General features: G+C 69.6%; 10 protein-coding genes and 2 pseudogenes. 6 read left to right on the top strand and 6 right to left on the bottom strand.

Annotation, left to right across the window (positions count from 1 at the left end):
* Positions 1 to 8: 8 nt before the first annotated feature.
* Positions 9 to 455: pseudogene (locus DDF67_RS26145) on the bottom strand (c-type cytochrome); the annotation flags it as partial.
* Between the two features lie 213 nt (positions 456 to 668).
* On the opposite strand from DDF67_RS26145, the gene DDF67_RS21115 reads away from it, so the two are divergent.
* Genes DDF67_RS21115 through DDF67_RS21100 form a run of 4 tightly spaced genes read left to right on the top strand, consistent with a single transcriptional unit; the run spans position 669 to position 4,810 of the window.
* The gene (locus tag DDF67_RS21115) at positions 669 to 1,025 is read left to right on the top strand and encodes a c-type cytochrome (protein ID WP_109102788.1); all 357 of its coding nucleotides are present in this window, start codon (positions 669 to 671) and stop codon (positions 1,023 to 1,025) included.
* A complete protein-coding gene (coxB, locus tag DDF67_RS21110; RefSeq protein ID WP_109102787.1) occupies positions 1,015 to 1,980 on the top strand; it encodes a cytochrome c oxidase subunit II in 966 nt (321 codons plus the stop codon). Before DDF67_RS21115 ends, coxB begins: the two co-directional genes overlap by 11 nt.
* Positions 1,977 to 4,520 carry a cbb3-type cytochrome c oxidase subunit I gene (locus DDF67_RS21105; RefSeq protein WP_109102786.1) on the top strand — a complete coding sequence of 848 codons (2,544 nt, stop codon included), beginning with the start codon at positions 1,977 to 1,979 and terminating at the stop codon, positions 4,518 to 4,520. Before coxB ends, DDF67_RS21105 begins: the two co-directional genes overlap by 4 nt.
* Positions 4,517 to 4,810: a hypothetical protein gene (locus DDF67_RS21100; protein ID WP_109102785.1), complete on the top strand. Its 294-nt coding sequence runs from the start codon at positions 4,517 to 4,519 to the stop codon at positions 4,808 to 4,810. Before DDF67_RS21105 ends, DDF67_RS21100 begins: the two co-directional genes overlap by 4 nt.
* Here the strand turns inward: DDF67_RS21100 and DDF67_RS21095 are convergent, their stop codons facing one another.
* The 3 genes from DDF67_RS21095 to DDF67_RS21085 all read right to left on the bottom strand — a co-directional run bounded on the left by DDF67_RS21095 (position 4,811) and on the right by DDF67_RS21085 (position 8,295).
* Positions 4,811 to 5,434, bottom strand: a complete 624-nt coding sequence (locus tag DDF67_RS21095) for a TetR/AcrR family transcriptional regulator (protein WP_109102784.1) — start codon at positions 5,432 to 5,434, stop codon at positions 4,811 to 4,813. It lies immediately after the preceding gene.
* Between the two features lie 143 nt (positions 5,435 to 5,577).
* Positions 5,578 to 7,863, bottom strand: a complete 2,286-nt coding sequence (locus tag DDF67_RS21090; protein ID WP_109102783.1) for a TonB-dependent receptor — start codon at positions 7,861 to 7,863, stop codon at positions 5,578 to 5,580.
* Between the two features lie 117 nt (positions 7,864 to 7,980).
* The gene (locus DDF67_RS21085; RefSeq protein ID WP_109102782.1) at positions 7,981 to 8,295 is read right to left on the bottom strand and encodes a hypothetical protein; all 315 of its coding nucleotides are present in this window, start codon (positions 8,293 to 8,295) and stop codon (positions 7,981 to 7,983) included.
* 106 nt (positions 8,296 to 8,401) lie between these two features.
* On the opposite strand from DDF67_RS21085, the gene DDF67_RS21080 reads away from it, so the two are divergent.
* Positions 8,402 to 10,579: a beta-N-acetylhexosaminidase gene (locus DDF67_RS21080; protein WP_158278084.1), complete on the top strand. Its 2,178-nt coding sequence runs from the start codon at positions 8,402 to 8,404 to the stop codon at positions 10,577 to 10,579.
* A gap of 2 nt (positions 10,580 to 10,581) precedes the next feature.
* Positions 10,582 to 10,767, top strand: a pseudogene (locus DDF67_RS26140) (TetR/AcrR family transcriptional regulator); the annotation flags it as partial.
* 413 nt (positions 10,768 to 11,180) lie between these two features.
* Here the strand turns inward: DDF67_RS26140 and DDF67_RS21070 are convergent.
* Together DDF67_RS21070 and DDF67_RS21065 are read right to left on the bottom strand one after the other, a co-directional pair.
* Positions 11,181 to 12,740: a carboxylesterase/lipase family protein gene (locus tag DDF67_RS21070; RefSeq protein ID WP_109102779.1), complete on the bottom strand. Its 1,560-nt coding sequence runs from the start codon at positions 12,738 to 12,740 to the stop codon at positions 11,181 to 11,183.
* A complete protein-coding gene (locus tag DDF67_RS21065; protein WP_233247724.1) occupies positions 12,737 to 14,965 on the bottom strand; it encodes a beta-glucosidase family protein in 2,229 nt (742 codons plus the stop codon). The genes DDF67_RS21070 and DDF67_RS21065 overlap by 4 nt, the downstream gene beginning before the upstream one ends.
* Positions 14,966 to 15,028: the final 63 nt, after the last annotated feature.

Here is a 15,028-nt window from a genome sequence, read left to right as displayed (position 1 = left end):
GTCATCACGCCGCGCGGGTCGTTGCGGCGCGTAGCGCGTTTCCAGCGGTCCAGTTGGTCGCGCGTGTAGGCGGCCGGTTGCCCGGCCAGCGCAGGCTGGCCAGCGCCGACGCCCTGAGCCTGGGCGCCATGGCAGGCGGCGCAGGGGGCAAGGCCACGCTCCGGATCGCCCTGCGTCCAGAGCACCGGCGGCGGGACGCTGGAAACCGGACCGGCCGCGACCGGCAGGCTGGCGTAGTACGCCGCGACGGCTCGCCTGGCGCGGTCGTCCAGCGGCTTGGCGACCGGTCCCATCACCTTGTCGGGGCGAATGCCCGAGGCGTAGTCCTCCATCTGCTTCTGCAGGTAGCCGGCGTCGAGCCCGGCCAGGCGCGGAACCGAGACGCCGTCGCCCATGCCGTCGAGCCCGTGGCACGAAAAGCAGGCCTTGGACGCTCCGCCCGCGCCGCCGCTCATGGCGATGGTGCGCCCGTCAATGCTGAGCATGGCGTCGGTGCGGGCCGCCTCCCGATCGCAGGCGGCGAGCGCGGCGATCATGGCCGCGAGAAGGAAGGCAGAACTGCGCACTCGCCCTAAACCCTGCGGAACCGCGACCGTTCCGACGGGTTGAGCCTTCGGGTTCTCAAAGGGGCGTTGGTGATCGTCGGAAGCAGGACAGCGAGCGCGGCGATGATCGGCCTGGCAGGAGCGACCCTGGTCGCCTGCGCCGACAAGTCGGTTCCACCGCGCCAGCTGGCCGGCGCGGATGCCGCCCGGGGCTTGAAGCTGATCCAAGCCGAGGGTTGCGGCGCCTGCCACAGGATTCCCGGCGTGAAGTGGCCTCGCGGCGCGGTCGGCGGACCGCTGGACGACCTTTCGACGCAGGCGCTGATCGCCGGCCGCTTCCCCAATCGCCCCGACGTCATGATCGCCTGGCTGCGCGACGCGCCGGCCATGTCGCCCGACACCGCCATGCCCGCCTCGGGCCTGACGCAGGACCAAGCCCGCGACGTCGCGGCCTATCTCTATTCGCTCGATGCAGACTGACGCGCCGCCCGCCCACGAAAGCCTGAAGGGCTGGCCGCCGCCGGCGCTGGACCCGGCGGGGCCGTTCGCCGCGCCGCTGAACAGCCTGACCTGGGGCCTGCTGGCCATGACCGCCGCGGTGCTGCTCGTCGTGGTGGTCGCCGTGGCCCTGGCGCTCTTCGCGCCCCGCGCCTGGCGGCGGAAGCTGGGCGGCGAGCGGCTGGTCTGGATCGCGGGGCTGGCCTTTCCGGTCGTGGTGCTGAGCGCCCTGCTGGTCTGGGGCCTGTCGCTGACAAACCGTCTGAGCGAGCCGCCCCGCCCCGGGGAACTGCGTATCCGGGTCACCGGTGAAATGTGGTGGTGGCGGGTCGGCTATCTCGACGCCAGCGGTCGCGAAGCCTTCCAGGACGCCAACGAGATTCACATTCCGACCGGCCGTCCGGTCGCCCTCGAACTGGAATCCACCGATGTTATCCACAGCCTGTGGATTCCACGCCTGAACGGCAAGCTCGACATGATCCCCGGCCGCCGCAACATCCTGCGCATCCAGGCCGACAAGGCCGGCGAGTATGGCGCGCAGTGCGCCGAGTTCTGCGGTGGTCCGCACGCTCTGATGGCCCTGGTGGTGGTCGCCCATGCGCCGGCCGACTACGAGGCCTGGAAGGCGCGGCAGGCGGCGCCGGCCGCCCCGGCCCCGGCCCATACGGCGGGCAAGGCGGTGTTCGATCGCGCCGGGTGCGGCGCCTGCCACGCCATCCGGGGAACCGACGCCAACGGCCTGGCCGGTCCCGACCTGACCCATGTCGGCTCGCGCCGCACCCTGGGCGCGGGCGTGCTGCCCAACAACCAGGGAACCCTGGCCGGCTGGATCGGCGACAGCCAGGCGATCAAGCCCGGCAACCGCATGCCGGCCTATCCGGTGCTTAAGGGCCAGGAACTGCGCGATCTTTCCGCCTACCTGGAGAGCCTGAAGTGAACGGCCCTCCTCCGGCGTCCGAGACCGGCTTCGACACCGCCCTCTACGAGCGCTTCCCGACCAGGGGCCGCCGCCCCAAGGGCGAGTTGGAAAGGCTGGAGGCGATCTGGTGCGCGCCCAAGGGCTGGCAATGGATCACGGTAATCAACAACAACTATGTCGGCGTCTACTATGTGGGCGCGGCCATGCTGTTCTTCGTGCTGGCCGGCGTGCTGGCCCTGTTGATGCGCACCCAACTGGCCCTGCCGATGCAGGGCGTGCTGGCCCAGGAGACCTACAACCAGATCTTCACCATGCACGGCACGGTGATGATGTTCCTGTTCGCCGTGCCGGCGGTCGAGGCCCTGGGCGTGCTGCTGCTGCCACAGATGCTGGGCGCGCGTGACCTGCCCTTTCCGCGCCTGTCGGCCTACGCGTTCTGGGCCTACCTGATCGGCGGCCTGGCGTTCTTCTGCTCGCTGTTCTTCGGCCTGGCGCCCAACGGGGGCTGGTTCATGTATCCGCCGCTGACCTCGATGACCTATTCGCCGGGGATCAACGCCGACTTCTGGCTGCTGGGCATCGGCTTCATCGAGATCTCGGCGATCGCCGGAGCGATCGAGATCATCGTCGGCGTCTTGAAGACCCGCGCACCGGGCATGACCCTCGACAAGCTGCCGGTGTTCGCCTGGGCCATGCTGGTGTTCGCCGGCATGATCATCATCGCCTTCCCGTCGGTCATCCTGGCCACCACACTGCTGGAGCTGGAGCGCGCGCTGGGCTGGCCGTTCTTCGACGCGGCGCGCGGCGGCGACCCGATGCTGTGGCAGCACCTGTTCTGGTTCTTCGGCCACCCCGAGGTCTATATCATCTTCCTGCCTGCGGCCGGGGCGATGTCGACCATCGTGCCGGCCGTGGCCCGCACCCCGCTGGTCGGGCACTGGATGGTGGTGCTGGCCTTCCTGGCCACGGGCTTCATCAGCTTCGGCGTCTGGGCCCACCACATGTTCACCACCGGACTCCCGGGCGTCTCGATTGGCATGTTCTCGGCCGCCTCGATGGCCGTCAGCCTGCCGGCCGGCGTGCAGGTGTTTTCCTGGATCGCCACGGTCGCCTCGGGCCGGATGAAGTTCAACGCCCCTGGCCTTTTCGTGCTGGGCTCGCTGCTGATCTTCGTCATGGGCGGCCTGACCGGGGTGATGGCGGCCATGGTTCCGTTCGACTGGCAGGCCCACGACACCTATTTCATCGTCGCCCACCTACACTACGTGCTGATCGGCGGCATGGTGTTTCCGCTGTTCGCGGCGATCTATTACTGGACGCCGATGGTCTCGGCCCGGCCGCTCAGCGAGCGCCTGGGGCGCTGGACCTTCTGGCTGATGTTCGCCGGCATGCACCTGGCCTTCCTTCCCATGCACCTGACCGGCCTTATGGGCATGCCAAGGCGCGTCTACACCTATGCCGCCGGCCGCGACTGGGAGTGGCCCAACCTGATCTCGACGCTCGGCGCCTTCGTCTTCGCCGCTGGGGTGCTGATCTGGGTGATCGACATGATCCGCAACTTCCGGCCGTTCGGGACAAGCGAAGCGGGCAACGTCTACGGCGGCGGGGGGCTGGAGTGGCTGCCGGCCGGGCTCTATTCCACGCGCAGCATCCCGGTGGTCAGGTCGCTCTATCCGCTGTGGGATCAGAAGAACCTGGCCCGGGACGTCGCGGCCGGCCGCTACTTCCTCCCCGGCGCGCCGACCGGCGGACGCGAGACCCTGGTGACCAGCCCCGTCAACGCCGAGCCGCAGCACCTGCTGCGCATGCCCGTACCATCGGGCTGGCATGTCTGGGCGGCGGTGTTCACGGCGGGCTTCTTCCTGCTGCTGACCGTTCAAGCCTACGCAGCCTCGGTGCTGAGCGGCGTGCTGGGCATCGCCTGCGTGCTGCGCTGGTGCTGGTTCCTCGACCATCCGCTGCCGCAAAAGCAAGTCGACGTCGGGGCCGGGATCGAACTGAAGACCTATGCCAGCGGTCCGTCCAGCACCGGCTGGTGGGCCATGGTGGTGACCCTGGTCGTCGGCGGCATGGTGTTGGCCATGTCGGTTTTCTCCTACGTCTTCCTCTGGAGCCGCAATCCCGAAGCCTGGCGACCGCCGCCGGAGGTCTCCTCGCTCGTGATCGCCGCGGTTTCGGCCTCCGTGGCGGCGGTCCTGGCCTGGCTGGCGAGACGAGCCCTGAACCGGCCCTGGCTGGCCACCGCCATGGTGCTGGCCGCCGCTGGACTGCTGGTCCTGGCCTTCGGCGTCGACCTGTCGGCCTGGAGAGGCGGCGGCCTTGAGCCTCACGCCAGCGCCCAGGGCGCCATCGTGTACGCTATCCTGTCCTGGCAGGGCTTCTTCGTCGCCGTGGCGGCGATCATGGGCCTGTATGTGCTGCTGCGCCGGCTGTACGGCTATGTCGGACCCGATCGCCCAGCGACCATCGAGCTGGTCGGCCTGTTCCTGGGCTACACCGCGGCCCAAGCGCTGGTGGGTCTTTGCGTGACGCGACTGTTCCCCGGCGGCCTGTCATGAAGACCTGGCTGTCGCTGCTGGGCGGACTGGCCGTCTGGGCGGGGCACTTCCTGGCCGCCTACGTGATCGCCAGTATCGCCGAGATCGCCGATCCGCAGCACCGCCAGCCGCTGATGATGGTGTTCGTGGCGCTGACGATCGCCTGCGTGCTGGCGGCCTCGGCATTGGCCCTGCGCTCCTGGCGGACCACTCGCCAGGGCGTGTTCGTACGGCGGCTGTCGGCCTTCGGTTCGGCGGTCGCCGCCGTCGCGATCGTCTGGCAATCGCTTCCCGTCTACTGGGCGCGGTAACTAGGCCGAACGCGGCCGCTCCGCATACGCCTCGAACAACCTGCGCAGCAGCACGACCGACCTGTCGATCTCCTCGGGATCGGGTGCGAGGACCCGGGCGATCGACAGGCCGCGAGCGGCCCAGACCACCAGGCGCATGGCCGTCTTGGACCCCGGACCGGCGTCCCCGAACCAGCGGCCCAGGAGATCGAGCGCGTTCTGCTCGATCTCGGCCTGCAGCGGCGCCAGGCGCGCGGCGAGGTCGGGGTCGCTGCGCGAGCCCTGCAGGATCTCCAGAACCGCCACGCCTGACGGACGGCTCAAAACCTCCCAGACGATCTCCGGAAAGGCGTAGAGACGCTCCTTTGGATCGGCGATGGCCGACAGCCGCGCATCGTAGATCGCCACCTCGTCGTCGAACACCGAGCGCACCACGAAGGTCATCAGGTCCACCCTGGTGGGAAACTGATGCAGCATCGCGCCCCGGCTCAGCCCCGCCTCCTGGGCCACCAGCAAGGTGGTGGTCGCCGCGTAGCCGCGCGCGTGCAGGCAGGCGATGGCGGTTTCCAGCAGGATGCGGCGGGTCTCGGCGCTGCGTTCGGCCTGGGTGCGCCGCCGGGGACGGATCTCGACACTCTGAGTCATCCCGCGAACATCCGCGCAACCGCCCGTTCGGTCCAGCCCCCTTTCCCTTCGCGTCAGCGCGCCTTGGCCTCCTGCGACCTGGCGACTGCAAAAGACGAGCGGGCGGACCAAAGGGAGACAGATCCGCCCGCTCGCAGCGAGCCCTAGAAGCTCAGGCTCAGCTTGGCGCCGACCGTGCGGAAGGCGTCGGGGCTGACGATCTTCTCGTAGCCGCCGGCGTTGATCAGGGTCAGCGAGGGGTAAGGCGCGTAGAAGCGCTTATCCAGAAGGTTTCGGGCGTAGAGCCCCAGCCGCCAGGCGCCGTTGTCGCGACCGACGCCGATGTTGGCGTTGAGCATGCCATAGGCCTTCACCATCGCCTTCGGGTCGGCGGTGATGGCGTAGCTGTCGTCGCGCCACGACCAGTTGGCGCTAGCGTCGAGCTTGAGGTCCGCGCCCACCGGCCGCTCGTAGGCAAGGTTGGCGTTGTAGCTCCACTTGGGCGCATTGGTCAGGCGCGCGCCAGCATAGTTGGCCACATAGGTCCCAGCCGATCCCGGCAGCAGATAGCAGCCCTGCCCCGTCGTCGGCGAGATCGGCTGGCCGGTGTAGCAGGCGCCCGTATAGTCCTTGAACTGGGCGTCGCTGTAGCTGACGCTGCCACCGACGGTCAGACCCCGCGCCAGGCGGATCGAGGTCTCGACCTCGACGCCCTGCGCCCGCATCAGGCCGGCGTTGGTCAGGCCAAGGCGCGGCGTGGCCGAGGTCAGGTCCAGCGCCTGGGCCTGGAAGTCGCTGAAGTCGGAACGATAGATCGAGGCGTTGAGAGTCATCCGGCCCTCCCACAGGGTCGACTTCACGCCAGCTTCCCAGCTTTCGACCGTCTCGGGACTGACGCGCTTGATCTGGCCGTTCAGGGAGTCGATGGCCGGACCCTTGTAGCCGGTGGCGTAGGTCGCATAGGCCATCAGGTCGCGGCTGGGCTGGAACTGCACGCCAAAGCGGCCCGAGACGTTGTCGGCCGAGACGGTCCCCTTGTAGGGCAGCAGCGTTCCATAGCTGAAGTAGCCGGGCACCGCCTTGACCGTGAGGTCGCCATACACCTCGTCGTTGGTGTAGCGAAGCCCGCCGATCAGCTTGAAGACGTCGGTCAGGGCGTAGGTCGCCTGGCCATAGGCGGCATAGCTCTCGGTGCGGCTGCTCTGCAGGCGCTCGCCGTAGAGCACCGCCGGCGGCATGGCCGCATTGCCGGTCGAGAACTTCAGGAAGTCGCCCTTCTGGGTGGTCCAGGCCTTCACCTCGGTCTTCAGGTAATAGAGGCCCGCGACGTATTCGAGCTTGCCGCCCGACGGCGAGGTGATCCGGAATTCCTGGGTGAACTGGTCGCTATCGAGCCCGCCGTCGCTGTAGTTGAAGATGTCGATCGGGGCGTGGTCGATGTCGGTAAGCTGGGTCATCTCCGAGGCGCGATAGGCCGTGATCGAGGTCAGGGTGAAGTCGCCGAGCTTCCAGTCGGCCTGACCCGAGATCCCGCGCACGGCGGTGTCAGCCTTCCAGTCGCCGTCCTGGAAGCTGATGTAGGCATCCTTACCCGGCTTCTGGGCGAAACCGGCGAACAGGTTGTTGTAGCGCGGGTTGATCCCCAGGCTCTCGATGATCGGGGCATCGCGGGCGAAGGCCTCCTGATAGTCGGCTGCCACGGTGACGGTCAGGGCGTCGGTCGGCTGGATCAGCACCTTGGCGCGCAGCCCCTTGGCCTCACGGTCGCCGACCGCGCCGTCCTTGCGCACGGCGTAGGGGATGGCGCCGTCCTGGCTGCTGTAGAAGCCCGACAGGCGGATGGCGGCCCTCGCCCCCAGAGGGAGGTTGGCGACGCCGCGCGCGATGCTCTCGTCGCGCTCGCCGTAGGACAGGTTCAGCTCGCCGGAGGTCTGCTCCAGGCGCGGGTTCTTGGTGACGATCTGGATGACGCCGGCCGAGGCGTTCTTGCCGAACAGCGTGCCCTGCGGGCCGCGCAGCACCTCCACGCGCTCCACGTCGGCGAAGCCGGCCGCGCCGGGATCGCGCGGCAGGCCGATGATCACGCCGTCGACCACCAGGCCCACCGTCTGCTCTACGCCGCTGTCATAGGTCTGGGTGCCGACGCCGCGGATCTGGTAGCCGCCGCCGTTAGACACCGGATTGGTCGACGAGAAGGTGACGTTCGGCGCCAGGTACTGGATGTCGGAGGCCTCGCGGAAGTTCGACTTCTCCAGCGTCTGGCCCGAGACCGCCGTCACGGCCACCGGCACGTCCTGCAGGCGCTGGGCGCGCTTGGTGGCGGTGACGATGATCGCATCGAGGCTGGTGACCGCCGATGCCGGCTGCGCCTCTTGGGCATGGGCGCCGGCAGCGCCAAAGAGGCTCATCATGGCCGAGCCCAGCAGGGCGGCGCGGTAGGTAAGTCGCATTGGTTCTTCTCCCCCGTTCGTGTTCTTCGAGTACGTGCTTCATCGCGCCGACGCCGGCAGACGTCGGTTGCGCTGTTCTGATTGTCTGGAGGGTCCCGACCGACCGGGACCGCGCCGCTACGGCTTGGCCGTCAGGGCCTTCAGCTCGGCGTCGACCTTGCCGACGGCCTCTTCGCTGATCGCGCCGGAGGCGTAGGGCCGCAGCTGGCGCAGGCTCATCGCCTTGAACTGCTCGAAGGCCGGGTGCTTGGCGAGGTTGGGCAGGGTCTTGTCGAGCACTGCCTTGGCGGCGGGATCGGCGACCACTTCGGCCAGGGGCGTGTCGGCCGAATAGGCCGGGACAGCGGTCTGGGCGGCGGGCGGCGCCGTGGTCTGGGCCAGGGCGGGCGCGGCCGCCAGAAGGGTCACGGCCAGGGCCGTCGCGATGCGCATGCTGTTTCTCCCGCGGAATGGTCGCTGAGGACCTTTTGTTTGTTGCCGAAACGATTGGACCACAACTAACATGCAGTCAAGACCGCTTGTAAATGGAAACGCCTGCATGCGCCCGTTCCCTCCTTTCCGCACTGTGTCGCCTAGGCGGAGGACCCTGCCGCTGGTGGGCCTGCTGGCGCTGAGCGCCCTGCCCGCGATCGCCGCGCCCACCTTGATGCCGCAGCCGCGTCAGACGAACTGGAGCCAAGGCGTGCTGCCCATCGACGGGGCCTTCGCCGTCTCCTGGAAGGATTGCGGCGATCCTCGCCTGCCCGCTGCCGCCCGCCGCCTGCAGGACGACGTTCTGAGCCTGACCGGCATGGCCTTGACTGGGCGCCAGGGTCCGTCCCTGGCCGTGTCCTGCCGGCGCTCGCCAAGGGGCGGCGATCCGCGCGCCGAAGAGGCCTATCGCCTGACCGTCGCCGCCGACGGCGTGAGGCTGGAAGCCGGTGGTGCGCTGGGCGTGCTGCGGGGCCTGGCGACCCTGCGCCAGCTGGTCGAGACCAAGCCTCCCGGCGCGACCCTTGCCTACGCCACCATCGACGATGCGCCACGCTTCGCCTGGCGCGGCCTGATGATCGACACCGTCCGCCATTTCGTCACGCTCGACACGATCAAGCGGCAGATCGACGCAATGGAGCGGGTCAAGCTCAACGTCCTGCACCTGCATCTGTCCGACAACGAGGGCTTCCGTGTCGAAAGCCGGCGCTATCCCAAGCTGCAGACGGCGGGAGACGGGCAGTTCTACACTCAGGACCAGGTGCGCGAGCTGGTCACCTACGCCGCCGAGCGAGGCGTGCGGATCGTGCCCGAGTTCGACGTGCCAGGGCATGGCGGGGCCATCGCCCAGACCTATCCGGAGTTCACCCTCGCCCAGCCCAAGCCGGCCAACGCTTTCGCCGCCCTGGACCGCGCCCTGGATCCCACGCGGGAGGAGACCTATCGCTTCCTCGACCGCCTGCTGGGCGAAATGGCCGCCCTTTTCCCGGACGCCTATTTTCATGTCGGCGGCGACGAGGTCAGCGACGCGGTGTGGCTCGACCACCCCCACGTGCAGGCCTTCATGAAGGCCCAGGGCCTGGCGTCGAAGCAGGCGCTGGAGGCGCGCTTCCACCAGCGGGTGGCGGCGATCATGCGCAAGCACGGCAAGACGATGATCGGCTGGGAGGAAGTCGCCGTCACCGGGACCGTGCCCAAGGACGTGGTCGTGCAGGCCTGGCAGACCTCGAACGCCACGGCACACGCGGTCAAGGCCGGCCACCGGACCATCGTCTCGGCCGGCTACTATCTCGACCTGCTGGAGCCGGCCGCCTTCCACTACCAGTACGATCCGCTGGACACCGGCGCGGCGGGCCTGACTCCGGCCGAGGCCGAGATGGGCCGCAAGCTTAGCCCGCTGATGGCGGCCGTGCTGACCGACGCCCTGGTCGCCAAGCCCCTCCCTCCGCTGACGCCGGACGAGGAAGCCCTCGTCCTTGGCGGTGAAGCCGCGCTCTGGGGCGAGACCCTCAGCGACGAGATGATCGACAAGGCGCTGTGGCCGCGCGCCGCCGCCATGGCCGAACGCTTCTGGTCGCCGCGCGAGATACGCGACACCGCCGACCTCTACCGCCGCCTTCCGATGGTGCAGGACCAGTTGCGGCTGCAAGGCCTGCAGGACGGCGCCGTCCAGGCCCGGATGGCCGCGCGCCTGGCGCCCGGCGACACCGAGGCGGTCATGACCCTGCTCGACCTCGTTGGCCCGACGCGAAACATGGCGCACAACCATCGCATCCTGGCGGCCCTTCGCGGCCAGAAGATCGTGCAGGAGCTCAACGGCCTGGCCGACGCCGCGCCGGTAGACAGCCTCGTCGCACGGCGCTTCGAGGCCCGCGCCAGGGCCTACGCCGCCGGCGATCGCGGCGAGGCCGCCGCCCTGCGCGCCGACCTTCAGACATGGCGCGCCAACCACGCCCGCTTCCAAGCGGTCGCCAAAGGTCGCCCGGCGCTGGAAGCCGCCCTGCCGATCTCGACCGACATCGCCGCCCTGGCCACGGCGGGCCTGCAAGCCATGGATGCCGCCGAGACCGGCAAGCCGCTGTCGCAGGAAGACCTGGCGGCGGCCGAGGCGGTGCTGACGCGGGTAACGGCTTTCGAAGCGGCGTCGGCCCGGCCGCTGTTCAGCTTCCTGGGCAAGCAGCCGCCGGCCGACCTGATCATCAAGATCAGTCCTGGAGTCCGCGCGCTGTTGACGGCGGCGCGCTAGGCATGGCGGGAGCTAAACCGCGCCGCACCCAGGCCGAGCGCAGCGACGAGACAAGAGCCCGGGTGCTGGAGGCGGCTATCGGCTGCCTTCACCGCCATGGCTACGCGGCGGCCACCGCCCTGCTGGTGGCCCGCGAGGCCGGCGTCAGTCGCGGCGCGATGCTGCACCAGTTCCCCACGAAGGTGGACCTGATGCTGTACGTGGTCCGCGCCGTCTATGACCGAGAAGTCGCCGAGTACGTGACCCGCCTGCGGCCCGTGCGCGACCTGCGCGAGCAGGTGCTGGCCCTGCCCGAGCTGGTCTGGGACGTGCTGAGCCGGCCCTCCGGCGTGGCGGTGCTGGAAATCCTGCAGGGCTCCCGCAGCGACCCGCAACTGGCCGAGCGCCTGCTGCCGCTGCAGGACGCCATCGAGATCGAGGCCCTGGCCTGGACGGCGCGCTATGACGCTGTGTTCGGGGCGCCGGTGGCCCAGGACCTGATCCGGATCATCGTCTGGTCCATCCGGGGCCTGTCGGTCGCCCAGACGCTCGAAGGCGACGCCGACCTGCGCAAGTCGGTGCGGCTGCTGCGCGAGATGATCGCCGCGTCGCTGCCCACGGTTCAGGGCGGCGAGACGCCGTTCGCCGCGCGCTCGGCGACGTCCAGCCTGGCTCGCCAGGGATCGGCCACGCCTACGAAGGCGCCGTCCGGGCGTACGTCGAGCAGGCGATCACCGACCGCGTCATAGCGAGGCCAGGCGGCCAGGGCCGGGCCGTTAGGATCACCGGTCCGCGCGAAGTTGCTCCAGTAGTCCGCGAGCTTGCCGGCGACCGCGCGGTCCGCCGCGGTCGTCGCCGGACCGTAGACGGCGTCCAGCCGGTCGAAGACATAGGCCACCTCGGTCGAGTGATTGGCGCCGTAGCGCGATCCCGCCTGAGCGGCCGGCGCGACGTAGCCGAAGCGATACTCCCACACCTTCGCGCCCTTGGCCGCCATGGCGCGGGCTGCGAAGCGGGCCGGCTCGACCATGTTGCGATCGCCGCCTATGGCCTGGTTGAGCGCATCCATCTTCAGCTTGCCGTCCGGGTCGTAGACGGCCCGGGCACGTTCGGCCTCGGCGCCAAAACGGGCGAAAGCCGCCTCGCGGGTCGGCGTGAAGTCGAGGCTGAGATCGGCGCTGGTGGCGCCCACGATCAGCGGGACCTTGTGCTGACGACCGTGGGCGAAGGTCTCTTCCGGCGTCTCGACGATCAGTCGTCCGTCGACCACCGGTCCCGAATAGTGCGCGCCCTCACCCTGGAACACCAGGGTCGCCATGCTGAGGTCGCCGTTGATTTTCTGGGCCGGCAAGGCGCGCAGGGCCGCCAGGGACGCAGCGTCCACGCCCTTGACGCCCAGGCGCTCGGCGAAGACGACGCCGACCTTTTCCGCCGACGGCGTCCCAGGCAGGTCCTGCGCCAGACGACGCTCGCGCGCCAGGAACCGCCGACCGGCGCCGGACTGGACGATCGCCTTGTCGAACAGGCCCTTCGCCCTGGGCGCTCCCAGCAGCAGGTTGATCGAAATGCCGCCGGCAGAACCGCCAACCACCGTGACATTCCTGGGATCGCCCCCGAAGGCGGCGATGTTGCGGCGCACCCAGGCCAGGGCGGCCATCTGGTCCATCAGGCCGTAGTTGCCGGTCGCCTCTCCTGAGGCCTCGGCGGTCAGGCCGGGATGGCCGAAAAAGCCCAGCCGCCCCAGACGGTAGTTGAAGGTCACGAACACCACGCCGCGCCGGGCCATGGCGTCGCCGAAGGTCTCAGGCGACGACGAGCCGCCGTTGACGAAGGCGCCGCCGTGGATCCAGACCATCACCGGCAAGCGCTTGCCGGCCTTGACGCCATCCGGTCGCCAGACGTTGAGATAGAGGCAGTTCTCCGACTGCGGGGCCGGTTCGGGCGAGCCAGGCATGCGGCCCTGGATGCAGTCCGGCGCCATGGTCGAGGCGTCTCGCAGGCCGCTCCACGGCTTCGCCGGCCTCGGCGCCCGCCAGCGCAGGTTTCCGACCGGGGCCGCGGCATAGGGCACGCCCTTGAACGCGATCACGCCGTCGACGACGGCGCCTTGCAGCGCCCCGCCCTCGACCTTGGCCACCGGCGCGGCGATCATCGCCGCCAGCATCAGGGCCGCGACGCTCATCGGCTTGCACCCTGGGTCGCCGCCGTCAGCTTCGCCTTGCCCGGCAGGTCCCGCGAGCCGGCGGCCTTGCCGACATAGAGGTCGTAAGCGCCCGCCTCGCGGCTCCAGCCGCCGGCCTTGGCGTCCCACGAAAGCAGCAGACGCGGGTCGGCCGTGATGGTCACCTGCCGGCTCTCGCCTGGCGCCAGCTCGACCCGCGCCCAACCGGCCAGGCGATGAACGCCGCCGGGCGGAGCGACATAAAGCTGGGCGACCTCGGCTCCGGCGCGCTCGCCGGTATTGGTCAGGGTAAAGGTCGCCGACAGGCCCTCTCCGCCCTGCGCGGCCAGCTTCGAATAGCCAAAGCGGGTGTAGGTCAGGCCGTGGCCGAACGAGAACAGCGGCCGGGCCTTGGTGCGCTCGAACCAGCGGTAGCCGGCGTCTGCGCCTTCGGGGAAATCAAGGGCGAAGGGCGCGACCTTGACGCCTAGGCCAAGCGGGGCGCGCTTGGCGGTCGGGTCGAGGCCCGGCACCTGCGGCCGGGGCAGTTGCTCCATCGTCGCCGGGAAGGTCATCGGCAGGCGACCCGAGGGCGAGACCTCGCCGGTCAGGATCCTGGCGATGGCCGGGCCGCCGCGTTGCCCTGGATACCAGGCCTGCAGCACCGCCCCGACCTTGGACAGCCAAGGCATCAGGATCGGGTTGCCGGTCTCCAGCACCACAGCCGTCTTCGGATTGGCCGCGCCGACGGCGGCGATCAGCTCGTCCTGGCCATAGGGCAGACCGGGGCTCAGAGCGTCCATGCCCTCTTCCTCGGCGCGGGTGGCGAAGACGATGGCGAGGTCGGCATCCTTGGCGAGGGCTGCGGCGCGAGCCGGGTCGCCGCCGTCGTCAAAGATGATCTGCGCGTCGGGTCGAAGGGCCCTCAACGCCTCCAGCGGCGAGGAAAGGCCGTATACCGGCGACAGGACGGCGGCGATGCCTTCCCTGCCCCGCTTGTCGAGGAAGTGGCCGCCATAGGGCATCACCTGCGAGGAACCGCCGCCCGACAGCACGCCCCTGTCGGCGAAACCGCCGATGACGACGATCTTCCTGACCTTGGTCGCCAGCGGCAGGACGCCGTCGTTCTTCAGCAGCACCATGCCCTGCAGGGCCACGCGCTCGGCGATCTCAGCGTGGGCGTCCTTGTCGATCGCGCCGCCGGGCGTGGCCGGATGGTCGATCGCGCCGACAGACTGGAAGCCGCGCACGATGCGCAGGGCGGCTTCGCGCACCCGCTCGGCCGAGACCTCGCCGCGCTCGACCGCCGCCTTCAGACCGCCGAAATAGGGTTCGTCCTGCGGCGACTCCTGGTCGAGACCGGCCGCCAGCGACGGCGCCAGGCTGTGCGAGGCGCCCCAGTCAGACATCACCCAGCCCGGATACTTCCAGTCGCCCTTCAGCACCTTGCCGAGCAGGAAAGGGTTCTCGCAGGCATATAGGCCGTTGATCCTGTTGTAGGCGCACATCACCGAGCCCGGCTTGCCGCGCGCGATGGCGATCTCGAAGGCCAGGAGGTCGCTTTCCCGCAAAGCCGCCTCGTCCATCCGCGCATCGTGCACGAAGCGCCCGGTTTCCTGGGCGTTGAGGGCGAAGTGCTTGACGGTCGAGACCACGTGGCGTCCCTGGATTCCAGCCACCTGGGCGCCGACGATCTGGCCGGCCAACAGCGGGTCCTCGCCGGCATATTCGAAGTTACGACCGTTGCGCGGCTCGCGGGTCAGGTTGACGCCGCCGGCCAGTTGCACGTTGAAGCCCTTGGCGTGGGCTTCGGCGCCCAGCATGTCGCCAGCCGCCCGGGCGAGGTCCAGGTCGAAGGTCGCCGCCAGGGCCAGGGTGGCCGGCAGCGAGGTGGCCTCGTCGCCGCGTCGCAGGAAACCGCCCAGATTGCCGACGCCGAGGCTGGCGTCCGACATCTGCTGGGCCGGCATGCCCACGCGCTCCACCGCCGGGACGTAGCCGGCCGAGCCCAACGCACCGGGCGGGGTGGACTTGCGCATGCTCTCGGGCACCGACGGCGGCAGGGGGATGCCCAGCGACAGGAGGCCAAAGCCAGCCTGGGTGCGCATCAGGCCGATCTGTTCGTCCAGGGTCATGGCGTCGACCATGGCCTTGGCGCGGGCGTCCGAGTCGGCGAGCGCCTGGGCGTGCGCCGCCGTCGTCAGGGTGGTGGTCATCAGCAGCAGTCCGACAAAGCGCTTCAACACAGGGGAAATCCTCGCGGCCCGCGGGCCGTTCACGTCGCTGGAAGGGCGGGAGAAGAAGGGCCG

It is taken from the genome of Caulobacter endophyticus (genome assembly GCF_003116815.1).
Lineage (GTDB): Bacteria > Pseudomonadota > Alphaproteobacteria > Caulobacterales > Caulobacteraceae > Caulobacter > Caulobacter endophyticus.
This window is presented reverse-complemented; position numbering and strand designations above follow the sequence as displayed.